The sequence below is a fragment of the Pacificimonas flava genome (assembly GCF_000342165.1).
GTDB classification, from domain to species: Bacteria; Pseudomonadota; Alphaproteobacteria; order Sphingomonadales; family Sphingomonadaceae; genus Pacificimonas; species Pacificimonas flava.
In genome coordinates, this window is the sequence record NZ_AMRV01000004.1 from 66,823 (window position 1) to 89,270 (window position 22,448).

The window sequence follows — 22,448 nt, forward strand, 5'->3', positions numbered from 1 at the left end:
GCGCCTATTTCCCTTCCCGGTCCGCCGGGCTGTCCTTCGCGTGGCGCGTCATAATAGGAAACTGGCTGGCGGCGAACACGAAGCCCAGGATCGTCAGGCCCCATACCTTGAACTGAACCCATTGATCGAACGTCAGGACCTGGCGCAGCACCTCGTTGAGCACGGCCAGCGCCAGGAAGAACAGCGCCCAGTTGCGCGTCAGAAGGTGCCAGCCCCGATCGGTCATGGGCGGAAAACCACTTTCCAGCACCATCTTCAGGAGCGGGCGCCCCGTGAACAGCCCGGTTAGAAGGACGGCGGCGAAGATCAGATAAACGACCGTCGGCTTCATCTGGATGAAGGTTTCGTCATGCAGGTAGATCGTCAGCCCGCCGAACACCCCGACGATGACCAGCGTCACCCACTGCATCATGGTGACGGTCCGCGTCTTCCAATAGCTGACCAGCATGGCGATCACCGTCGCGCCCATGAATGCGCCCGTCGCCCACACCGCCTGATCGATATCGCTGCCCGGCGCCAGCGCGTTGACCGCGAAGAAGACCAGAAGAGGCCCGAAGTCGAGCGCCAGCCGCAGGCCGGGGCTTTCCTTCCTGTTCAGTCCGCCCGGTTCGTCCGTCGTCATACGCCTCTACTTTCGTTGCCGGTCCTACTTATCGCAAAACGCGCGTTCTTCCAGCCGGATGGGCGGGATGTCCCCATCCACCCAACCCCGTCGCCCCTGCGGAGGCAGGGGCCCATTAGCCGAGCCTTTCGGCCAAGTGTCCAATGCTATCACATGGCCCCCGGGGCCCCTGCCTTCGCAGGGGCGACGATGGGTGGTGAGCGAAATCTTCGCTTCGGGGGTGGGCTAACTCTCCGGTTCGGGGCGGTGTTAACTCTCTGATTCGCTCTCCATCCCCGCAAGCGCGGCGGCGAAATTGGCCGGGTCGAAGGGGCGCAGGTCGCCCAGCTTCTCGCCGACACCGATCGCGTGGATTTTCAGGCCCGAGCGTTCCGCCGCCGCGACCAGCACGCCGCCCCGCGCCGTGCCGTCCAGCTTCGTCATGACGAGGCCGGTGACGCCCGCCACCTCCTTGAACACGTCGATCTGCGACAGCGCGTTCTGGCCGGTCGTGGCGTCGAGTACGAGGACGACATCGTGCGGTGCCGACTCCATGCGCCGTTTCAGGACGCGCTTTATCTTGGCAAGCTCGTCCATCAGCCCGGCCTTGTTCTGCAGCCGGCCGGCCGTGTCGATGATCAGGACGTCGGTGCCGACCTCCCACGCCTTCGTCAGCGCGTCATAGGCCAGGCTTGCGGCATCGCCGCCGACCTTGCCGGAAATGACCGGGATGTCCATTCGGCCGCCCCAGACTTCCAGCTGCTCGATGGCGGCGGCGCGGAACGTGTCGCCGGCGGCCAGCATGACGTTATAGTCCTGCTCCTGAAACAGATGCGCCAGCTTCGCGATGGTCGTGGTCTTGCCCGATCCGTTGACGCCGACGACCAGGATCGTGTGCGGGCGCGGAAAGGCGGTGACCTCCAGCGGTTTCGCCACCCTGGTCATGACGGTCTCGACCTCCGCCGCGACCAGGCGTTTCACGTCTTCGTCCGTCACCTGCCGGTCGTACTTCTCCGCGGCCAGCTTCGCCGTGATGCGGGCCGCCATGGCGGGGCCGAGATCGCTGGCGATCAGCGCGTCCTCAATTTCCTCCAGCAGCGCATCGTCGAGCGGCCGGCGGGACAGGCCGGAAAGGTTTTCCGACAGCTTGCCGGAGGAGCGGCCGAGCCCTTCGCGCAGGCGTTGCAGCCAGCCGGCCCTGGGGGTCGGATCGTCCGTCTCAGCCATGCGCGGCCACCCGGCCTGGAAAAGCGATTGTCATGCGCGGCTCGCTATCAGGCGCGCGCCGTCATGACCAGTAACCCGCGCCGTCACGATGGAACCGCGCGGGGCGGGCGGGTCCAGCTGTACGGGGGCAAAATCCTCCGCATGTCCGCGGTCGCCCGCGCCCTCCGCCAGCACGCGCACATCCTGTCCGATCAACCTGTCGAACCATTGGTTCCGCCGCGCCGCCGTTGCGGCACGCAGCGTCTTCGCGCGCGCCTTCCGCTCCGCCGCCGGCACCTGCGGCATGCGCGCCGCTGGCGTCCCGCTGCGGGGCGAATAGGGAAAGATATGCCCAAGGACGATGTCGCAGTCCGCGATCAGTTTCAGGCTGTTCTCGAACATGGCCGGCGTTTCCGTCGGAAAGCCTGCGATGATGTCCGCGCCGATGGCGATGTCCGGCCGCCGCGCCTTCACCCGCTCGACGAAGCGGACCGCGTCGCTGCGCGAATGACGCCGCTTCATACGCTTCAGGATCATGTCGTCGCCCGATTGCAGGCTCAGGTGCAGATGCGGCATCAGGCGCGGTTCGCTGCAGATCAGATCGATCAGCTCCTCATCCGCCTCGATACTGTCGAGGGAGGAGAGGCGCAGCCGCCGAAGGCCCGGCACATGTGTCAGAAGGCGCCGCACCAAGCTGCCGAGCGTCGGCGCGCCGGGCAAATCGGGACCATAGCTGGTCAGGTCGACGCCGGTCAGCACCACCTCTCCGTGCCCGGCTGAAACCAGTTGCCGCACCCGCTCCACCACCAGGCCCGCCGGCACGCTGCGCGAATTGCCGCGTCCCTGCGGAATGATGCAGAAGGTGCAGCGGTGGTCGCAGCCATTCTGCACCTCGACGAAGGCGCGGGCATGGCCCTCCATCGCCTGCACCATGTGCGGCGCGGTTTCGCGCACGCGCATGATGTCGCCGACGATGTCCGCCGGCGCGCCGCGTCGCCAGCTTTCCGGGTTCAGCTTGTCGTGATTGCCGACGACGCGCGCCACCTGCGGCATGGCGCGGAACATGTCCGGCTCGATCTGCGCTGCGCAGCCGGTGACGACGATCTCCGCATCCGGGCGTTCCCGCGCAAGGCGGCGGACCGCCTGCCGCGTCTGTCGCACGGCCTCGCTGGTGACGGCGCAGCTGTTCACCACGACCCTCTCCCGGTTGCCGCCCGCGGCAGCCAGATGCGCGCGCACCACCTCGCCCTCGTGGATGTTCAGGCGGCAGCCCATATTGACGACGGTGTCGCTCAAAGTGCGATGGCGCCCGTGAAGCTGATCTCTGCCGGGCCGGTCATCATGACATGATCGTCGCTGCGCCATTCGATCGACAGCGGACCGCCCGGCAGGCGCACCGTGACCTTGCGCTCGGTCAGGCGCCGGCGCATCGCCGCCACCGCCGCCGCGCAGGCGCCCGTGCCACAGGCCTGCGTCAGGCCGGCGCCGCGTTCCCAGACGCGCAGCCGGATTTCCCCGCGCGCGGTGATTTGCGCGACCCCGACATTGACCCGTTCCGGGAACAGCGGGTCGGTTTCGATCTGCGGCCCCAGTCGTTCCAGCGGCACGGCTTCCACGTCGGGCACGAAGAAGACGACATGCGGATTGCCCATGTTGACGGCACTCGGCGCGTCCAGTTCCTCCCAGCCGACGGGCATCTCCAGCGTGTCCATGCCATAGGCGAGGGGGATGTCCTCCCATCCCAGTTTCGGCACGCCCATGTCGATTGCGGCGCCCGGACCGTCCACCGTGCCCTCGATGACGCCGGCCAGCGTTTCGATGCTGACCGCTCCCGTTTCCTGGGTTTCGGCCACCAGCCTGGCGATGCAGCGCGCGCCGTTGCCGCACGCGGACACTTCGCCGCCATCGGCGTTGTAGATGCGCATGAAGACGTCGGCGTCCGCGGACGGCTCCATGATGAACAGCTGGTCGCAGCCGATGCCGGTCCTGCGGTTGCAAATCGCGCGAATTTGCGCTGCGGATAGGGCGAGCGCGTCCTGGCGTGCGTCGAACACGACGAAATCATTGCCAAGACCGTGCATTTTGGTGAAGGGCCGTGCCATTGGCGGCGATGTAGGTTTAAGAGGTGTTCATGTCCACGATACGCGCATCACTTGCCGCCATTTTGATGCTGTCCGCTTGCAACGGCGCGGATAGCTCCTCCGACGAAGAGCTCAGCCCCTTTCCGCCGGTGGAGCGGCCCGTGTCCGCCATCGTTGCCAGCCAATATTCCGATGAGGCCAGCCGCGAGCAGACGGGGGAGGCGAATACGGTGCTCGCCGTCCTGGGGGTGGAGGCGGGCGACACCGTGGCCGATATCGGCGCGGGCAAGGGCTTCTACATGCAGAAGCTGGCTGCTGCAGTGGGCGAGGGCGGCCGCGTCTATGCGCAGGATATCTTCCCGGATGTGGTGTCGGATCTTGAGGTGCGCGCCAATGCGAACGGGTTCGGCAATGTAGAGGCGGTGCTGGGCACCCCCGCCGATCCGAAGCTGCCGGAGGAAAGCCTCGATCACGCGCTTCTCGTGCACATGTATCACGAGATCGAGAATCCCTATGCGCTGCTATGGCATCTGCGAGAGGCGCTTCGCCCCGATGCCACCATCGCCGTCGTCGATGCCGACCGCATTACCTCGCAGCACGGCACACCGCCGGAGCTTCTCGCCTGCGAGCTTGGCGCCATCGGGTTCGAGCAGGTCGCGCAGTCGCCGCTGGAGGACGGCAACACCTATGTTGCGATCTTCCGTGCCTCGGAGCCGCGCCCCGCGCCAGAGGATATCGTTCCGTGCCAGAATCCGCAGTAGCGGTCGTTCCCGGCCCGGAAGACGTCCTCAGCTTCTGGTTCGAGGAGGCGGGGCAGGATCGCTGGTTCAATGGCGGCGAGGCCTTCGACGCGGAAATCCGCGCCCGTTTCGGCACGCTGCATGAACGCGTCGCGGCAGAGTTTCCGGAGGCGTGGCTGGACAGCCGGCAGGGCGTCCTCGCCGGCATCATCGTCCTCGACCAGTTCAGCCGCAATCTTCATCGCGGCAATGCCCGCGCTTTCGCCAGCGACACGGACGCCCTCAACCTGACGAACCTCGCCATCGAGCGCGGCTGGGAGGGGGATTATGGCGCTTACGAGCGCGCCTTTCTCTACATGCCGTTCATGCATGCGGAGGACATGCGCGCGCAGGACCGCTCCGTCGCGCTTTACGAGGCGCTCGGGCTGGAGGAGCAGGCGAAGTTCGCGCATCTGCACCGCGACGTGATCGCGCGGTTCGGGCGTTATCCTGCCCGAAATGCCGCCCTCGGCCGGGACACGACGGCGGCCGAGCAGCAATATCTGGACGAGGGCGGCGGCTTCTAGCGCAGCCGAGGCTTCCAAGGCGCCCGCGCCCCTGCTAACCGCGCGCACCTATGGCCGACGATCAGAACAGCACCGCTCCCGATTACCGCGACACCGTTTTCCTGCCAAAGACCGACTTTCCCATGAAGGCCGGCCTTGCGCAGAAGGAACCGGGCATTCTGGAGCGCTGGGAGAAAACGGACCTTTACGGCCGCCTGCGCACGGAGCGCGCGGACCGGGAAAAGTGGATCCTGCACGACGGCCCGCCCTATGCGAACGGCGACATCCATATCGGCCACGCGCTGAACAAGATTCTGAAGGACATCACCGTGCGCATGGCCAGCTTGCGCGGCTATGATGCGCCCTATACGCCCGGCTGGGATTGCCACGGCCTGCCCATCGAATGGAAGATCGAGGAGCAGTACCGCAAGAAGGGCCGCGACAAGGACGCCGTCGACCCCATCGAATTTCGCCGGCAGTGCCGCGACTTCGCCGCCAAATGGGTGGAGGTGCAGTCCGCGCAGTTTCAGCGCCTGGGCATCATGGGGACGTGGGACCGGCCCTATCTGACGATGGATTACGAGGCCGAGGCCGTCATCGTCGAGGAATTCCTGAAGGTCGCGGCGAGCGGCCTTCTCTATCGCGGCGCCAAGCCCGTCATGTGGTCGCCGGTCGAAAAGACCGCGCTGGCCGAGGCGGAGGTCGAATATCAGGACATCGTCTCGACCGAGATCGACGTGGCGTTCGAGATCGTAGAGGCCCCGAACGCGCCCGAGCTCGTGGGTGCCCGTGCGGTCATCTGGACGACGACCCCCTGGACTATTCCCGTGAACCGAGCGCTCGCCTATGCGGAGGACGTCGATTACGTCGCGGTGCGCAGAGACGGCCGCGTGTTGGTCGTCGCAGAGTCTCTCCTCTCCCAAACCCTGTCTCGTCACCCCTGCGAAGGCAGGGGTCCAGAGCGGACCGGCGATGCGGCGGACCTGGATCCCGGCCTTCGCCGGGATGACGGAGGAGAGGCGGACATTGTCTGGCGCGGCAAGGGCGCCGATCTCGCCGGCGCCGTCGCGCGTCATCCCTTACACGCGCTGCACCCATTTTTTGCCGAACCGCGCCCGCTGCTGGCCGGCGATTTCGTAACGACCGACAGCGGCACCGGCCTCGTCCACATGGCGCCCGATCATGGCGAGGACGATTTCCGCCTGTGCCGCGCGCACGGCATCGATCCGATGTTCGTCGTGGACGAGGGCGGGCGCTACAAGGAGGGCTGGCCGGTCGTCGGCGGCGATCACGTTTACAAGGTGAACGGCCTGGACGGCCCCGTCTGCACCGCGCTGCGCGAAGCCGGCGCGCTTCTGGCGGCGGACGACAAGTACAGCCACAGCTATCCGCATAGCTGGCGGTCGAAGGCGAAGCTGATCTATCGCTGCACGCCGCAATGGTTCGTTTACATGGACGAAACCGTCGGCGCGCGCACGAACACGCTGCGCGAAACGGCGCTGGGCGAGATCGACAAGACCCGCTTTGTGCCGGAGCGCGGCTACAAACGCCTGAAATCGATGGTTGAGGGTCGGCCCGACTGGGTGCTGTCGCGCCAGCGCGCCTGGGGCGTACCGCTGACGCTGTACCTGCACCGCGAAAGCGGCGAGTTCCTGATCGACGAGGCGGTGAACGCGCGCATCGTCGCGGCGGTTCGGGATGGCGGCGCCGACGCCTGGTTCGCCGCCGATCATCAGGCGCTGCTTGGCGCGGACTATGACGCGGTGGACTATCAGCCCGTCACCGACATTCTCGACGTGTGGTTCGACAGCGGCTCGACGCATGCCTTCGTGCTGGAATCGGGCAAGTGGCCGGAGCTGCGTTCGCCCGCCAACCTCTACCTGGAGGGGTCGGACCAGCATCGCGGCTGGTTCCAGTCCTCGCTCCTCGAAAGCTGCGCGACGCGGGGCCACGCGCCTTACAAGGAACTGCTGACGCACGGCATGACGCTCGACAAGGACGGGCGCAAACAGTCGAAATCGCTCGGCAACACCACCGATCCGAAGAAGATCGTCGACGTGCAGGGTGCCGACATCCTGCGCCTGTGGGTCGCGTCCGTCGACTTTACGGAGGATCACCGCATCGGCGACGAGATCATTCGCGGCGTCTCCGACCGTTACCGCAAGCTGCGCAATACCTTCCGCTACCTTCTGGGTGCGCTCGGTGATTTCGACGAAGCCGAAAGCGTTTCGGCTGACGAGATGCCGGAACTGGAACGCTGGGTGCTGCACCGCCTGGCCGAACTGGACGGCGAGCTGAAGCAGGCGGCGGCGGATTATGATTACACCGCCTATGTGACGGCGCTGGAAACCTTTGCCGTGCGCGATTTGTCCAGCTTCTATTTCGACGTTCGCAAGGATTCGCTCTACTGCGACGCGCCGGACGATCCGAAGCGGCGCGCCTGCCGCACCGTCCTCGACATTCTCTTCCATGGGCTCGTCCGCTGGACCGCGCCCGTCCTCGCCTTCACGGCGGAGGAGGTGTGGCAGTCGCGCTTCCCGTCGCAGGACGGTTCCGTCCATCTGGCCGACTGGCCGGCGGTGGAGGCGGGCTGGCGCGACGATGCGCTGGGCGAAAAGTGGACGCGCCTGCGCCGCATCCGCGCCGCCGTGACGGAAGCCATCGAGCCGCTGCGCCGGGAAAAGACCGTGCGCTCGTCGAACGAGGCTGATGTAGCGCTGATCCTGTCGGACACGACCGATCTTGCCGACGTTCACAGCGTCGACTTTGCAGAGCTTGCCATCGTCAGCCGCGTCGATGCTCGTCACGACGCGGTCGGGGGCGCGGCGGAGTCCGAGACGTATCCCGGCGCATGGGTGCGCGTGGACAAGACGGAGCTGGAGAAATGCGCGCGCTGCTGGCGCCACACGCCGGACGTCGACACGGCCACGCAGCTTTGCAAGCGCTGCGCCGAAGTGATCGGCGCATGACCGCGACCCGCGCCTATATTCTGGCGGCCTTCGTCTTCATTCTCGATCAGCTTTCGAAGCTGTGGGTCGTGAACGGGCTGGAACTGGAACGCCTCGGCAGCGTGCCGCTGATCCCGTCCCTGTCGCTCACCTGGGTGGAAAATACCGGCGTCGCCATGGGCATGCTGGAGGCGGGCGGAGAGGATATCGCCCGCTGGGGCCTCGTCGTCCTGACGGCGGCCATCGCTCTTGCGATCATCTGGTGGATCAATTCCGAACGCGACAATGTCGACCTGGCCGCGATGGGCCTGATCCTTGGCGGGGCGATCGGCAACATCGTCGACCGTGCACGGCTCGGCTACGTCATCGACTTCGTGCATTTCTATATCGGTGACTGGAGCTTCTATGTCTTCAACATCGCCGATGCCGGCATCAGCGTCGGCGTCGCCGTGCTGCTGCTGCGCGCCTTTCTGTGGCCGGACGGGCAAAAGCGCGCGCGGCAACGCGAGGCTGTGGACCCGCCCGGCAAATGACATCGCCATATGCGGCCGTTTCCATTAGGATGGCGGCCAAGAGGAGAGTTCGAATGAAGAGTATCGCTTTCGCCGTCATGGGCGGCGCCCTGATCCTGACCGCCTGCGGTGGTGGCGGCGGCCTTTCCAATCGCCAGGCGCCCGACGAGTTCGCCATCACCCGCAACGCGCCGCTGGTCGTGCCGCCCGATTTCGCGCTGGAGCCGCCGCGCCCCGGCGCGCCGCGCGCGATCGAGTCCGAAGCGCAGGCACAGGCCATGGAGGCGCTGTTCGGCGCCGGCGTCCGCCCGCCCGCCGCCAGCCGGTCCGAGGAGATGCTGCTCAGGGACGCCGGCGCAGCCGATGCCGAGCCCGCTGCGCGCAGCGTCGCCGGCTCCGCCGGGACGGACACCGTCAACAAGGGCGCGCAGGTGAAGGACATCGTCGCCGCGCCCGCCGGCACGCAGGACCCGAACGTCGGTCAGGCCAGCCTCGGCACCGCCACGACGCCCGTTCCCACGGGCGCGACCGTCCCAGAGGGCGCGCCCCAGACGGACGGCGAGGACGATTGATCGAAGGGGCGGCGGGCGAACCGACCCGCCGCCGCCCCTTTGGCTGTTTGGCGTCGTGGAAACCTGCGGCAAGATCGGGCCTTTCCCCGACGCGCGGGATTGGGAAAGAGGGCGCGCATGATCCTGCCCAATCCGAACATGAACACTGACGGCCGGCACCGGCCCACGGACCATCCGCCGGTTCCGGCGCCGCGTATCGGCGTCCTCATCGTCAATCTGGGATCGCCCGACGCGCCGGAGGCGGGGGCGGTGCGGCGCTACCTTGCGGAGTTTCTCTCCGATCCGCGCGTCATCGAAATTCCAAGGCTCGCCTGGCAGCCGATCCTGCGCGGGATCATCCTGCGTACCCGCCCGGCGAAAAGCGCGAAGCTCTACGCCAGCATATGGGACCGGCAGCGCGGCGGGTCACCCCTGACGCTGCATACGCGCGATCAGGCCGCCGCGCTGGCAGAGGCGCTGCCGGACTGCCGCGTCGATTTTGCCATGCGCTATGGCAACCCTTCTATCACCAGCCGCCTCAACGAAATGAAGGCGGCGGGGTGCGAGCGGATCCTGATCGTGCCGATGTACCCGCAATATTCCGCCGCCACCTCGGCCACGGTCGCGGACAGGGTCGCCGATTGGATGCGGGGGCAGCGCTGGCAGCCGGCGCTGCGCACGGCGGCGCCCTGGTATGACGATCCGGCCTATATCGAGGCCTTGGCGGAGGATTACCGTGCCGGTCTTGCCGCGCTCGATTTCCGCCCGGACGAACTCATCCTGACCTTTCACGGCATGCCGCGCCGCACGCTCGAGCTCGGCGATCCATACCACTGCCATTGCCAGAAGACCGCGCGGCTCGTGGGGGAACGGCTGGACCTGCCGGTGCGCATCGTCTTCCAGTCGCGTTTCGGCCGCGCGGAATGGCTGCAACCCTATCTCGACAAGACGCTGGAAGCCTTGCCGGCAGAGGGCGTGAAACGGGTCGCCGTCGCGGCGCCCGGCTTTCCCGCCGATTGTCTGGAAACGCTGGAGGAAATCGCCATTCAGGGCCGCGAGCAGTTCGAGGGGGCCGGCGGCACGCATTTTGCCTATCTGCCCTGCCTCAACGCGCGGCCGGCGGGCATCCGGCTTCTGACCCATCTCGTCGAACGCGACCTCGCCGGCTGGCGGGAAAGCCGTTAAGTCAGTTCGTTAATCCTGTAACCCGATTCGCCTGGGGAGGCTCCTTTATGAGTGATCACGTCGCAATCGTCACCGGCGGCACGCGCGGCATCGGCGCCGCCATCTGTCACAAGCTCAAGGGTCTGGGTTACACCGTCGTTGCCAATTATGGCGGCAATGACGAGAAGGCGCAGGCCTTCTCGAAAGAAACCGGCGTTCCCGTCGCGAAGTTCGACGTGGGCGATTACGACGCCGTGCAGGACGCGGTCGCCAGGATCGCCGAGGAGCATGGCACGGTCGACGTTCTGGTCAACAATGCCGGCATCACCCGCGACGGCACGCTGATGAAGATGGACCGGGAGATGTGGGAGGATGTGATCCGCGTCAATCTCGGCGGCTGCTTCAACATGGCGAAGGCCGTCTTTCCCGGTATGAAGGACAAGGGTTGGGGCCGTATCGTCAACATCGGCTCGATCAACGGGCAGGGCGGCCAGTACGGACAGGTCAATTACGCCGCCGCGAAGTCCGGCATCCACGGTTTCACCAAGGCGCTGGCGCAGGAGGGCGCGCGCTTCGGCATCACCGTCAACGCGCTCGCGCCCGGCTATATCGACACCGACATGGTCGCCGCCGTTCCCGAACCGGTGCTTGAAAAGATCGTCGCGAAGATCCCCGTCGGGCGCCTGGGTCAGGCAGAGGAAATCGCGCGCGGCGTCGCCTTCCTGTGCGGTGAGGATTCCGGTTTCGTCACCGGCTCCACGCTTTCCATGAACGGCGGACAGCACATGTACTGATGCCGGCGGCTGCGGAGGACGCGGGCATGGGCGGCGGCGCGGAAAAGCGCTCCCTCACCATTCAGGGGCACCGCACCTCCATCAGCCTGGAGCCGGTCTTTTGGCAGGCGTTGCAGGACGCGGCGGCGGAGGAGGAGCGGCCGCTCGCGGACCTCGTGGCGCAGATCGACGAGGCGCGCACGACCAACCTCTCCAGCGCCATCCGCGTGTGGCTGTTCGAGCGGGAGCGGGCCGGCTGAACGCGCACCGGCTGCCTCTGTCACCCTCTACAGGTACAGTCCCATGCGCCGCTGCAGCCGGGCGTAGCTCGCCGGACGGTGCCGAAAGGCTCGCTTGTAATCTTCGACGATCACCGACAGGCGTCCGTCCCAGTTCTGCGCCGTTTCCGCCAGTGCGAGAATCTTCGCGTTCGGCCATGGCTTGTTGGTGATCGACAGCAGATCCGCGAACGCAGCCTTGGCATCGCCGTCGCGGTCCAGCGTCAGGGCCACCAGCGCAGCGGCGGTGGAGCGGCTGATCCCCTGATGGCAGTGGCTCAGAAGACGGACGGATGTGCCGCTTCGCCGCGCCGCGATTATGGGCTGCAGCCAGGCGATGAGCGCCGCCACCGCGTCTTCGTCCGGACCGTCGATCTCGTTTCCGACGACATCGCGCCGCGCAACGGTGTGAACGTCGACATCGTCGGGAAAGGGCGGCCGCCGGTCGAGGTCGAAATCGGGATTTACCAGCGATACGATATGCGTGGGGCCAAAGGCGGCGACATCCCGCGCCAGCCGCCCCTCTGCAAGCGAGCTGATGCGGAGCCAGTCTGCGGGCATGACGAGGTCTCTCCTTCTTGTTCCGGCCTGCCTGGCGATCTCCGTAGCGACCTCCGGGGCGATCTACGCGAACAACCGCGTGACATGACCCATTTTGCGGCCCGGCCGAACCTCGCCCTTGCCATAGATGTGCAGGTGCGCGGCGGGGTCCGACAGGACATCCTGCCAATGATTGACCGCGTCGCCGATCAGGTTGCGCATTTCCACCCTGGCCGCGGACAGGCTGACATCGCCCAGCGGCAGGCCGCAAACGGCGCGAATATGGTTCTCGAACTGGCTCGTGCGCGCGCCCTCGATGGTCCAGTGCCCGGAATTGTGGACGCGCGGGGCCATCTCGTTGAAGACCGGCCCCTCGGCGGAGGCGAAGAATTCAAGCGTCAGCAGGCCGACATAATCCAGCGCGTCGGCGACCTTTACGGCAAGCGCCGCGGCCTCCTCCACCTGATCCGCGATGACCGGTCCGGCGGGCAGGGTGCTGCGCGCCAGGATGCCGTCCTCATGCTCGTTATGCGGCGCGGGATAGATCAGGCTTTTTCCGTCCGCGCCGCGTGCGATCAGGATGGAGAACTCCGCCTCGAAATCGACGAACCCCTCATAAATGCTGGAGGTCTGGCCGACCTCCTCCCACGCGGTTTCGCAGTCCGCAGGCCCGGCCAGCCGCGCCTGCCCCTTGCCATCATAGCCGAAGCGGGCGGTCTTCAGGATGCCGGGGGCGCCAACCTCCGCGATGGCCGCCTGCAGACCCGAAAGGCTTTCGACGGCGCGAAACGGCGCTGTCCGCCCGCCCAGGCTCGCCACGAATTCTTTCTCGCCGACGCGTTCCTGTCCCTTGGCCAGCGCCTCCGGATTGGGCGAAAGGCGAACATGCTCCGCCAGAAAGGCGAGCGCGCCGGCATCGACATTCTCGAACTCGAACGTCGCGACGTCGACCGCCTTCGCGAAGCGTCCCAGGGCCTCCAGATCGTCATAGGCCCCGCGCGTCACCTCTGCCGCGACGTCGCCCGCCGGCGGCGCTTCATCCGGTGCATAGATGTGCACGCGGTAACCCAGGTTCGCAGCCGCGATGGCAAGCATGCGGCCAAGCTGTCCGCCGCCGACGATGCCGATCGTGGCGCCCGGCGCGATCGGGGCGGTCCCGCTCATTGCGGCTCCTCGGCCACGGCATCCGTCTGCGCCGTCCGCCAGGCATCCAGCCGCTCCGCCAGCGCCTCGTCGAAGGCAGCAAGGATCGCGGCGGCCAGCAGTCCGGCATTTTTCGCGCCGGCCTTGCCGATGGCGAGTGTCCCTACGGGGACGCCGCCCGGCATCTGCGCGATGGACAGCAGCGAATCCTGACCGCTCAGCGCCTTCGACTGCACCGGGACGCCCAGCACGGGCAGCGGCGTCAACGCCGCCGTCATGCCGGGCAGGTGCGCGGCGCCGCCGGCCCCTCCGATCACGACCTTCAGACCGCGGCTCTTGGCTGACCGTGCATAATCGTACAGCCTGTCGGGCGTGCGGTGCGCGGAAACGATGCGCGTTTCATGCGCGACGCCAAGCTCCTCCAGAATATCGGCGGCGTGCCGCATCGTATCCCAGTCGGACTGGCTGCCCATGATGATACCGACGAGCGGCGGCTGGTCCTCTGCCATGATCGGAACTACCCTTTTTCCCCAAGTCTTGCGCCCGCACCCCTGGCAGGCGCGGCGGCGGCTAGCGCCGGTCCTTCAGATAATAGCGGTCGGTTTCGGACAGATCGTCGTCCAGCTCGTACACCATGGGCTGTCCGGTCGGGATCTCCAGCCCCGGGATCTCCTCGTCGGAGATGTTCGACAGATGCTTCACCAGCGCGCGCAGACTGTTGCCGTGCGCGGAAATCAGCACGCGCTTGCCGGCCTTCAGCTCCGGCACGATCGTGCTTTCCCAATAGGGCAGCACGCGTTCGATGGTCAGCTTCAGACTTTCGGTCTTCGGAACCTCGATGCCTTCATAACGAATGTCGCCGGCAAGGTCGTATTTCGACGCCGCTTCGATTTCGGGCGGCGGCGTGTCGAAGCTGCGGCGCCAGATATGCACCTGTTCGTCGCCGTGCTTGTCGCGGGTTTCCTGCTTGTCGAGGCCGGTCAGCCCGCCATAGTGCCGCTCGTTCAGGCGCCAGTCCTTGGTCACGGGCAGCCACAGGCGGTCCATTTCCTCCAGCGCGTAGTTCAACGTCTTGATCGCGCGCTTCTGGAAGCTGGTGAAGCAGGTGTCGAAATCCATGCCCGCTTCGACCAGTGCCCGGCCGGCGGCCTTGGCTTCCTCCACGCCCTTTTCGGTCAGGTCCACATCCCACCAGCCGGTGAAGCGGTTTTCGAGGTTCCACTGCGACTGGCCGTGACGGATAAGTACGAGAGTGGGCATGGTCAGTCCTTGGCCTCCAGATCGTCAAACATGTCGAGCGTCGCGCCCAGGCACGCCTCGGCCAGACGCATGCAGCGCGTCGGGCTCCAGCCGCGCTCCTCGTCCGCCATAACCCTGGCGTCCTTGAACGGCATTTCCAGCGTCATCGCCAGGCAGCCATAGCGTTCGACCATCTGGTTCGTGCAGACGGTCAGGTTTGCCTTGCCCGGCTGGTCGACGGGATAACCCTCGTCCACCTGAAAGTCGGGGGAGCGGGCCAGAAGGGCGGCCTTCCACCCATCCAGCAGCCGCTGCCCGCGCTGGTCGAAGCGCGGCGCGCCCTCGCCGCCGGCGATGAAATTATTGGCGATGGCCTCGTCGCCGTGCACGTCCAGGCAGAAATCGACGCCGGTCTCGTCCATCTTGTCGCGCACCAGCTTCACTTCCGGGGAGCGCTCCATCGTCGGCTCGTGCCATTCGCGGTTCAGGTTCACGCCCTCCGCATTGGTGCGCAGATGACCGCGCCGCGATCCGTCCGGGTTCATGTTCGGCACGATGTACAGCGTCGCGCGCTCGCGCAGCTTGCGGGAAACGGGATCGGCCTCGTCGGTCAGCGCGCCGAGCGCCCCCTCCATCCACCACTCGCCCATCGCCTCGCCGGGATGCTGGCGCGCGATGATCCAGAGTTTCAGCGGACCGGTGCCCATCTTGACGAGGTCCATGTCCTGCCCGTCCAGCGTCTGGCCCAGCGTCTCGATCTCCACACCGTCGGCTTCGGCGGTTTCCGCGATCAGGTCGTGGTGACGCTCCATGGAATAGGGCGCGAAATAGGCGATCCACATGGCGCCTGTCACCGGCGTCACGTTGATCGTCAGGACGCCCGCGCCCTCGTCATAGCTGGTGTCGGCGCGCGTCCAGTCGATGCGGTCTTCCGACACCACCGCGCGGTAGTCCGGCCATCCGGCGGGATAGGCGCTGTCCTTCAGCCCCGTAATGCGGATGGTGCAGGGCGTGTCCTTTGCGCCCGTCAGGCGGAAATAGAACCACTGCGCGAACTCCGACTTGTGGTCCTTCGGGATCGACAGTTCGATCTGGTCGGGGCCGTCCAGCCGCTCGACCTTGATGTTGCCGGCGTCGAAGCTGCTCGAGATCGACAGGGTCATTCTACGTCTTCCTTCAAATTGTCCGGCAGGTGGCGCAGCGATTTCCATGCGCGCTCGGGGCGCAGGCCGCCCAGCCACGTACTCGGGTCGAAATATTCGGACGATCCGTCCAGGCTGAACGTGATGAACTCGGCGCGGCCGGAAATGTTCTCCACCGGCAGCATGCCGAGCCCGCCATGTTCGCGCGCGGCGAAACGGCTGTCGGCGCTGCGGTCGCGATTGTCGCCCATCAGGAATACGTGCCCCTCCGGCACCACCTGCGGGCGGGTATAGTCGCCCGGCGTGTCGCCCAGGTCCAGCACCTGATACTGGCGTCCGTTCGGCAGCGTTTCCACAAAGCGCGGATATTCGCAGTAAATCCCGCCGCTCTCGTCCTTGCGGAATTGCGGGACACGCGGATCGCAGGGCATGTTCGGCGATTCCTCGATATGGGCGGGCGCAACCTGCACCTTCGGGATCGCCTCTCCGTTCAGGTACAGCGTGCCGCCGCGCATCTGCACCGTGTCGCCGGGCAGGCCGATGACGCGCTTGATCCAGTCCTCGTGGTTGACCGGATCCTTCAGGACGACGATGTCGCCGCGCGTCGGATAGCGCCCGAACAGGCGACCCTCCATCTCCGGCAGGAACCGCACGAAGGGCGACAGGTAGGAATAGCCATAGGGGTATTTCGTCACGATCAGCCGGTCGCCGGTCAACAGCGTCGGCACCATGGATTCGGACGGGATGAAGAAGGGTTTCGCGACGAACGACCAGATGGCCATCACGGCCAGGGCGAGCAGCGCGATGTGCTTCAGCTCGTCCAGCCAGTTGGTTTCCTTCTTGGCCTTGCGGGCCTTTGCGGATTTGGCGTCCACCGCCTCGGCAGCCGCGGCCTCTTCGCTGGTTTCGGAAATGGGGACTTCTCCGTTACGCGGGCAGCGCTTCTATTATGACGAACGCCTGCGCCCAGGGATGATCGTCGGTCATGGTCAGGTGTACATGCGCCCTATGCCCCGGCGGCGTCAGTTTTTCCAGTCGCGCGGCGGCGCCGCCCGTCAGATTCATCGTCGGCGCGCCAGAGGGCAGGTTGACGACGCCCAGGTCGCGGAAGAACACGCCCTGGCGAAAGCCGGTGCCCAGCGCCTTGGCGCAGGCTTCCTTCGCCGCAAAGCGTTTGGCGAATGTGCCCGCGCGGGTCAGTTCGCGCCGCGCCGCCTTCTTCTGCTCCACCTCCGTAAAGCAGCGCCGGATGAAGCGTTCACCGAAACGGTCCAGAGAGGCCTGGATACGCTCGATACTGCACAGGTCGCTGCCCAGCCCGACGATCATGCGGGCGTCGGTGCCGCGGCGCGGCCGGCCTCCATGCGCGCCCGCATCTCCGCCATGGCGGCGGGAAGGCCGACGAACACCGCCTCGCCGATGATGAAATGCCCGATGTTCAGTTCGGCAAGCTGCGGGATCGCCGCGACTGCCTCCACATTGGCGTGGGTCAGCCCATGCCCGGCATGGACCTCCAGCCCGGCTGTATGCGCATGGGCGGCCGCGTCCATCAGCTTTGCCAGCTCGGCCTCCTGCGCCGCACCCTCGGCTTCCGCATAGCTGCCGGTATGCAGTTCCACGACCGGCGCGCCCAGCCGGACGGCGGCGTCGACCTGCGCGCGGGCCGGTTCGATGAACAGGCTGACGCGCACGCCCGCATTCGTCAGGTCCTGAACGTACCGCATCAGGCTGTTCGCCTGCCCGGCCGCATCAAGGCCGCCCTCCGTCGTGCGTTCCTCTCGCTTTTCGGGGACGATGCACGCGGCATGCGGCTTGTGACGCACCGCGATGGCCAGCATCTCCGGCGTCGCGGCCATTTCCAGGTTCAGCGGAATGTCGAGCGCCGCCATCAGCCGCTCGATATCGTCGTCGGTGATGTGCCGGCGATCTTCCCGCAGATGCGCGGTGATCCCGTCGGCACCGGCCTTTGCGGCGTCCCGCGCGGCGCGAACGGGATCGGGGTGCACGCCGCCCCGCGCGTTGCGGATGGTCGCGACATGGTCGATGTTGACGCCGAGACGCAGGGGAGCGGGCAGCAGGGGAGCGGGCATGGGCGCGCCGCCGCTCAGGCTGCCTTGCGCGATCCCGGCTTCACGGCCGGGATGTTCGCAAGCTCCGGCGGCACCTTCGCCGCCTCGTAGGTGGGCACGTCGAGCGCGATCAGGCTGTAGAGCGGCACGCCGATATCGGCCGTCCCGTTCGATCTGTCGACCAGACAGCCGCCCGCGATCACCTCGCCGCCCGCCTCGCGGATGGCGGCGATGGCCTCGCGAGAGGACAGGCCCGTCGTGACGACGTCTTCCATCATGAAGATCTTCTGGCCCGGTTCCAGGCGGAATCCGCGGCGCAGTTCGAAGGTGCCCGTGGGCCGCTCGACGAACATCGAGGGCACGTTCAGCGCGCGCGCCAGTTCGTAGCCGGCGAGGATGCCGCCCATGGCCGGCGCGACCACCGCGTCGATCTCTTTCTTCACCGCATCCGGGATCTTCGCGCACAACCCGGCGATCAGACGGGCGGCGCGGGCGGGGTCCATCAACACGCGCGCGCATTGCAGATATTTCGGGCTCCTGAGGCCGGAGGAGAGAATGAAATGCCCCTCCAGCAGCGCGTCGGCGGCCCGGAATTCGGCGAAAATCTCGTCTTCGGTCATAATTTCTCCCGCTCGACGCTGGTCACCGCGTCGCTGGACCTCAGGGCGGCGATGATATGGGTCAGATGCTCCACATTGTCCACTTCCAGGTCGATCTGGAACGTGCCGAAAACGGTATCGCGGTCGCGGGTGCGCAGATTGATGATATTCGCGTCCTCCCGCGCCAGGATCGCCGTCACCTTCGCCAGCGCGCCCGTCTGGTGCTGCAGCACGATGGTCAGCGTGGCGATGCCGGCCGCGGCGTCGTCGCCCCATTTCAGGTCCAGCCACTCGCGATCGTCCAGTTCCGCCAGCTCGCTGCAATCGACGACATGCACGTCGATGCCGCCGACCCTTCGCCGCACCCCGACGATCCGGTCGCCCGGAATGGGATGGCAGCAGGGCGCCAGATGCACCGCGACGCCGGGCGTCAGCCCCTTGATGGAGATGGCCTTGCGGTTTCCCCGCTTCGCCCGCGACCGCCGCCAGGAGGAGAACAGGCCGGGGGCGAGCGCATCGATCAGCGTGCGGTCGGACACGTCCTGATTGCCCAGCCGCTCGAACAGCGTCTCCTCGTCCTCGACGCCGAGGCGCTTCAGGGCGTCGGAGAAGGCCTTGTGCGTGACTTCGCCGTCCAGCCGGCTGATCGCCTCCTCGTAAATCTTGCGGCCCAGGCTGATCGCCTCCGCCCGGCCCTTGATGCGGACATGCCGCCGGATCGCCGCCCGCGCCTTGGCGGTCGCGACGAACATTTCCCAGCTCGGATCCGGCTCCTGAAACTCCGACCGCAAAATCTCCACCTGGTCGCCGTTCCTCAGGCGCGTCCTCAGCGGCACCTGCCGTCCGTTCACCTTGGCGCCAACGCAGGTGCTGCCGACGTCGGTGTGGACGGAATAGGCAAAATCCACCGGCGTCGATCCGCGCGGCAGCTGGATCAACTCGCCCTTCGGCGTGAAGCAGAAGACGGTGTCCTGGTACATGGCGAGCCGCGTATGCTCCAGCATCTCCTCCGGGCTGCCGGCATGCTCCAGAATCTCGACAAGATCGCGGATCCAGGGATATTCGCCGTGCTCGGCGCGCGCATCTTCGCCGCGGTCCTTGTACGCCCAGTGCGCGGCCAGGCCATGCTCCGCCTGCTCGTGCATCGCCTCCGTGCGGATCTGGATCTCGACGCGCTGTTTCTCGCCGATGAAGACCGTGGTGTGCAGGCTGCGATAGCCGTTCCGCTTTGGTGTGGAGATGAAATCCTTGAACCGCCCCGGTACGACCGGCCATTTCTGGTGGATGACGCCCAGCGCGCGGTAACAATCGTCCGGCCGGTCCACCACGGCGCGAAAGGCGATGACGTCCGACAATTGTTCGAACGCGATATGGCGCTCCTGCATCTTCTTGTAGATGCTGAAGGGCGCTTTCTCCCGGCCGGTCACCTCCGCCGATACGCCGTGCGCGCCCAGCGTTCTGGCGATGTCCTCGGCAATCTCCTCCACCCGTCCGGTGCCCGAGGCGCGCAGATCGGCGAGCCGCGCCTCGATGGAGGCGAAGGCGTCCGGCTCCAGCTCGCGGAAGGAGATTTCGCGCATCTCGTCCATGAACTGGTACATACCGATGCGTTCGGCCAGCGGCGCGTAGATGTCCATCGTCTCGCGTGCGATCCGCCGCCGCTTTTCCGGCTTCGCGATATGATGCAGCGTGCGCATATTGTGCAGCCGGTCGGCCAGCTTGACCAGAAGCACGCGAATATCGCCGGACATGGCGATCAGGAACTTGCGCAGGTTTTCCGCCGCGCGCTCATTCTCGGTCTGCGCCTCGATCTTCGACAATTTCGTGACGCCGTCGACCAGCCGCGCGACATTGCAGCCGAACAGATCCTCGATCTGCTCCTGTGTGGCGACGGTATCCTCGATCGTATCGTGCAGGATCGCCGTCGCGATGGTCTCGTCGTCCAGTTTCAGATCGGTCAGGATGCCCGCGACCTCTACGGGGTGAGAGAAATAGGGATCGCCGCTCGCGCGCTTTTGCGATCCATGCGCCTTCAGCGAAAACACATAGGCACGGTTGAGGAGATCCTCGTCCGCACCGGGATCATAGGATCTGACCTTCTCGACAAGTTCGTACTGGCGCAGCATCGCGTCCTATATGGAGCGGCGCGCGTACAAAGAAAATGCCCGTCCGGCGCGGAGGGCGCGGGACGGGCAGGGTACGAACCGCGTCAGGCCAGCTTGCGCCGCCGCAGGGCGAGACCGAGAACGCCGAGTCCCAGCAGGCCGAGGGCACCCGGCGCGGGAACCTCGCCCGGCGGATCGACGCTCAGGCTGCCGCCGCGAATGAAGACGCCCGAGTCATAGCTCGCATCGTCAACGTCGGTGATGGAGAACAACGCCGTATTGACTCCCACCGTATCGAGGCCCGTCGCCGTGGCCGTCAGCACCGTCGTGAACCCGTCATATTGCAGGTCGAAAACGCCCGCGACGTTCGACCGATAATAGGCCGTGTTCGAGGTCTGATTCACGTTGTTGATGGCGACGCCGGTTGATGTGCCGGGAATCAAGGCCACATTCACGCCGTTGATCAGCAATGTAAACGTGTCGTTGTAGGTGCTGCCGACGAATTCCTCATATTCTTCGGAGCCGAAGACATATTGAAAGAAGACGCCGCCGGTCGTGGTGGTGAAATCGAAGGACAGGGTGGTGGACGAACCGGGGCCGGTGAGGCTGTCCGAATCGTTCGGCCCCTCGGCATTGGCGACATCGCCGGTCGCCAGAAGAATGCCTTGATCGAAACCCAGGCCCGCCGCGCTGCCGCCCGAAAAGAAGCCGGCGCCATTGACTGCGGTGCCGGATAGCGTTGCATTCGAAATATTTACGCCTTCGCCGGCCAGCGCGTCCGCCAGGGCGACGGCGTCCGTGGATGCCGTTGTCGTGATGGTCGCATTCGCCGTTCCTGCGAATGCCAGGGCAGCCGCGCTGGCCCCAAAGAATGTCCTGACGCTCATTTAGGCCTCCTGATGATCGAAAAGTACGCAATGACTCCCGATCGTCAGCGGTCCCCTGACATCGATTGCAGATCGCAGAAGCAATCAGCGTGCCAGAAGTGCAATTCCTAATCGAATCTGCAAGGTCCCGGTTTGGAACAGGTTCGTACCGAGCGATTGGTGTAAAACGCAGCGACAACAGCGCCTGCGGGCGGCGCAGCGGGGCCTGGTGATTTCACAAGAGAAGGGCCCGTGCCGCCACGCCTTTGAAGAAGGTGTGCGGCACAGGCCCCCTCGGACTCTAGCAGGATGCGCGTCGGCGCGGCGTCCTCAGCTCTCGTAGTCGTTGACGATGGGGGTCGGCTTGGGCGGTGCGGCGGCCGTCAAGCGGAGGGCCTCTGCGGATTGCGCCAGATTGTTCATTTCCTCGGCAACGTCCTCGTCATCGGCCAGCACGCGCTGCATGCCCGACACCAGCACCTCGCGCAGCTGCTTCGGCTTGACGTTCTGTTCCGCGATCTCGCGCAGGGCGACAACCGGGTTCTTGTCGCGATCACGATCGACGGTCAGATCGGCACCAGAGGAAATCTGCCGCGCCCGCTGGCCCGCGAGCAGCACGAGATCGAAACGGTTCGGAATCTTGTCGACGCAATCTTCGACGGTGACGCGCGCCATGGGCGGTGTCCTTTCGGTGTACGTAACGGAAATGTAGCGCCTGGCACATAGGAGCGGGGGCTGCTTCGGTCAAGATTTAGGCGACTCGCGTCGGACCTGTGGTAGGAGGGCGCCCGTGACCGAATCGACCCGCAATCTTCGCCTCTATCTTCGCGAACATACCGCCGCCGATCACGCCGAAACCGATGCCGCCTTCGGTTCGCTCGATTTGGGCAGCCGGGCTGGATATGTGCGCTTCCTGCGCGCACACGAAGCGGCGCTGTCCGCGCTCGAATTGGCGCGGGGCGCGCTTTCCTGGCCGCAGGAATTGCCAGCGCCGATCGACGCTGCACCGCTTGTCCGCAAGGATCTGGCCGCACTCGATACGCAGCCGTCCGCGGCACTCGCTCCTGTTCGGATCGACGATCCCGTCGGGCTGACGTATGTCCTTGCCGGCTCGCGTTTCGGGAACAAACTTATTCGCAAGTCGCTGGAGCGGGCGGAGGATTCTGCCGTTCGCGCCGCCTCGTCCTACGTCGGTAGCGAGGATCTCGACGCGTACGGCCGTGCATTCTTCTCGCAGCTCGCCCGTTTCGATGGCGGGGATCGCCGGGATGCCGCGCTGCAAAGCGCGCATACGGCGTTCAGAACCTTTCAGGAGGCGTTCAACCGTCCGTGAGTACCCTGTTCAG

At 66.1% G+C, this 22,448-nt stretch carries 25 protein-coding genes; 9 read left to right on the top strand and 16 right to left on the bottom strand.

The annotated features are described in order from the left end of the window. Window positions 1-4 precede the first annotated feature (4 nt). From C725_RS07550 to dapF, 4 genes are all read right to left on the bottom strand, one after another. Window positions 5-622 carry a septation protein A gene (locus C725_RS07550; RefSeq protein ID WP_008601600.1) on the bottom strand — a complete coding sequence of 206 codons (618 nt, stop codon included), beginning with the start codon at window positions 620-622 and terminating at the stop codon, window positions 5-7. A 249-nt stretch (window positions 623-871) separates the two neighbouring features. Continuing rightward, entirely contained in the window at window positions 872-1,828 is a 957-nt protein-coding gene (gene ftsY / locus C725_RS07555; protein WP_008601601.1) for a signal recognition particle-docking protein FtsY, read from the bottom strand. Window positions 1,829-1,858: 30 nt separating this feature from the next. Further along, window positions 1,859-3,082, bottom strand: a complete 1,224-nt coding sequence (gene mtaB, locus C725_RS07560) for a tRNA (N(6)-L-threonylcarbamoyladenosine(37)-C(2))-methylthiotransferase MtaB (protein ID WP_038282412.1) — start codon at window positions 3,080-3,082, stop codon at window positions 1,859-1,861. 17 nt (window positions 3,083-3,099) lie between these two features. Further along, entirely contained in the window at window positions 3,100-3,909 is an 810-nt protein-coding gene (gene dapF / locus C725_RS07565) for a diaminopimelate epimerase (protein ID WP_008601605.1), read from the bottom strand. Window positions 3,910-3,938: 29 nt separating this feature from the next. On the opposite strand from dapF, the gene C725_RS07570 reads away from it, so the two are divergent. The 8 genes from C725_RS07570 to C725_RS07605 all read left to right on the top strand — a co-directional run bounded on the left by C725_RS07570 (window position 3,939) and on the right by C725_RS07605 (window position 11,381). Beyond that, window positions 3,939-4,649 (top strand): class I SAM-dependent methyltransferase, encoded by a 711-nt coding sequence (locus tag C725_RS07570; RefSeq protein ID WP_008601607.1) that lies wholly within the window; start codon window positions 3,939-3,941, stop codon window positions 4,647-4,649. Further along, complete coding sequence (locus C725_RS07575) at window positions 4,631-5,194, top strand: DUF924 family protein (protein WP_008601608.1); 564 nt, start codon at window positions 4,631-4,633, stop codon at window positions 5,192-5,194. Before C725_RS07570 ends, C725_RS07575 begins: the two co-directional genes overlap by 19 nt. 50 nt (window positions 5,195-5,244) lie before the next feature. Next, complete coding sequence (ileS, locus tag C725_RS07580; protein WP_008601609.1) at window positions 5,245-8,142, top strand: isoleucine--tRNA ligase; 2,898 nt, start codon at window positions 5,245-5,247, stop codon at window positions 8,140-8,142. Further along, window positions 8,139-8,654: a signal peptidase II gene (gene lspA / locus C725_RS07585; RefSeq protein ID WP_008601610.1), complete on the top strand. Its 516-nt coding sequence runs from the start codon at window positions 8,139-8,141 to the stop codon at window positions 8,652-8,654. Before ileS ends, lspA begins: the two co-directional genes overlap by 4 nt. A 53-nt stretch (window positions 8,655-8,707) precedes the next feature. Continuing rightward, entirely contained in the window at window positions 8,708-9,205 is a 498-nt protein-coding gene (locus C725_RS07590) for a DUF3035 domain-containing protein (protein ID WP_008601611.1), read from the top strand. Window positions 9,206-9,322: 117 nt separating this feature from the next. After that, entirely contained in the window at window positions 9,323-10,369 is a 1,047-nt protein-coding gene (gene hemH, locus C725_RS07595; RefSeq protein ID WP_008601612.1) for a ferrochelatase, read from the top strand. Window positions 10,370-10,416: 47 nt separating this feature from the next. After that, window positions 10,417-11,142: an acetoacetyl-CoA reductase gene (phbB, locus tag C725_RS07600; protein WP_008601613.1), complete on the top strand. Its 726-nt coding sequence runs from the start codon at window positions 10,417-10,419 to the stop codon at window positions 11,140-11,142. Then, window positions 11,142-11,381: a ribbon-helix-helix domain-containing protein gene (locus tag C725_RS07605; RefSeq protein ID WP_078056200.1), complete on the top strand. Its 240-nt coding sequence runs from the start codon at window positions 11,142-11,144 to the stop codon at window positions 11,379-11,381. Before phbB ends, C725_RS07605 begins: the two co-directional genes overlap by 1 nt. Window positions 11,382-11,408: 27 nt before the next feature. Here the strand turns inward: C725_RS07605 and C725_RS15325 are convergent, their stop codons facing one another. The 12 genes from C725_RS15325 to rpoZ all read right to left on the bottom strand — a co-directional run bounded on the left by C725_RS15325 (window position 11,409) and on the right by rpoZ (window position 21,777). After that, complete coding sequence (locus C725_RS15325; RefSeq protein WP_008601617.1) at window positions 11,409-11,960, bottom strand: protein-tyrosine-phosphatase; 552 nt, start codon at window positions 11,958-11,960, stop codon at window positions 11,409-11,411. A gap of 63 nt (window positions 11,961-12,023) precedes the next feature. After that, window positions 12,024-13,103 (bottom strand): 5-(carboxyamino)imidazole ribonucleotide synthase, encoded by a 1,080-nt coding sequence (locus C725_RS07615; protein ID WP_008601618.1) that lies wholly within the window; start codon window positions 13,101-13,103, stop codon window positions 12,024-12,026. After that, complete coding sequence (purE, locus tag C725_RS07620; RefSeq protein WP_008601620.1) at window positions 13,100-13,591, bottom strand: 5-(carboxyamino)imidazole ribonucleotide mutase; 492 nt, start codon at window positions 13,589-13,591, stop codon at window positions 13,100-13,102. Before purE ends, C725_RS07615 begins: the two co-directional genes overlap by 4 nt. A gap of 61 nt (window positions 13,592-13,652) precedes the next feature. Further along, window positions 13,653-14,342 (bottom strand): 2,3-diphosphoglycerate-dependent phosphoglycerate mutase, encoded by a 690-nt coding sequence (gene gpmA / locus C725_RS07625; RefSeq protein WP_008601622.1) that lies wholly within the window; start codon window positions 14,340-14,342, stop codon window positions 13,653-13,655. Window positions 14,343-14,344: 2 nt separating this feature from the next. Continuing rightward, window positions 14,345-15,484 (bottom strand): M14 family metallopeptidase, encoded by a 1,140-nt coding sequence (locus C725_RS07630; RefSeq protein WP_008601624.1) that lies wholly within the window; start codon window positions 15,482-15,484, stop codon window positions 14,345-14,347. Then, complete coding sequence (gene lepB, locus C725_RS07635) at window positions 15,481-16,338, bottom strand: signal peptidase I (RefSeq protein WP_008601625.1); 858 nt, start codon at window positions 16,336-16,338, stop codon at window positions 15,481-15,483. Before lepB ends, C725_RS07630 begins: the two co-directional genes overlap by 4 nt. Before the next feature lie 52 nt (window positions 16,339-16,390). Beyond that, window positions 16,391-16,792 (bottom strand): holo-ACP synthase, encoded by a 402-nt coding sequence (gene acpS / locus C725_RS07640; RefSeq protein WP_008601626.1) that lies wholly within the window; start codon window positions 16,790-16,792, stop codon window positions 16,391-16,393. Next, on the bottom strand, window positions 16,789-17,553 hold the full coding sequence (locus tag C725_RS07645) for a pyridoxine 5'-phosphate synthase (protein ID WP_008601627.1): 765 nt from the start codon (window positions 17,551-17,553) through the stop codon (window positions 16,789-16,791). Before C725_RS07645 ends, acpS begins: the two co-directional genes overlap by 4 nt. A gap of 14 nt (window positions 17,554-17,567) precedes the next feature. Beyond that, window positions 17,568-18,152: an orotate phosphoribosyltransferase gene (gene pyrE, locus C725_RS07650; protein WP_008601628.1), complete on the bottom strand. Its 585-nt coding sequence runs from the start codon at window positions 18,150-18,152 to the stop codon at window positions 17,568-17,570. After that, window positions 18,149-20,257 carry a RelA/SpoT family protein gene (locus C725_RS07655; protein ID WP_008601629.1) on the bottom strand — a complete coding sequence of 703 codons (2,109 nt, stop codon included), beginning with the start codon at window positions 20,255-20,257 and terminating at the stop codon, window positions 18,149-18,151. The genes pyrE and C725_RS07655 overlap by 4 nt, the downstream gene beginning before the upstream one ends. A gap of 83 nt (window positions 20,258-20,340) precedes the next feature. After that, complete coding sequence (locus tag C725_RS07660; RefSeq protein ID WP_008601634.1) at window positions 20,341-21,123, bottom strand: choice-of-anchor L family PEP-CTERM protein; 783 nt, start codon at window positions 21,121-21,123, stop codon at window positions 20,341-20,343. 309 nt (window positions 21,124-21,432) lie between these two features. Beyond that, window positions 21,433-21,777, bottom strand: a complete 345-nt coding sequence (gene rpoZ / locus C725_RS07665) for a DNA-directed RNA polymerase subunit omega (RefSeq protein ID WP_008601635.1) — start codon at window positions 21,775-21,777, stop codon at window positions 21,433-21,435. A 115-nt stretch (window positions 21,778-21,892) separates the two neighbouring features. Here rpoZ and C725_RS07670 point away from each other — a divergent pair, with 115 nt between their 5' ends. Further along, the gene (locus C725_RS07670; protein WP_008601636.1) at window positions 21,893-22,435 is read left to right on the top strand and encodes a biliverdin-producing heme oxygenase; all 543 of its coding nucleotides are present in this window, start codon (window positions 21,893-21,895) and stop codon (window positions 22,433-22,435) included. Window positions 22,436-22,448 lie beyond the last annotated feature (13 nt).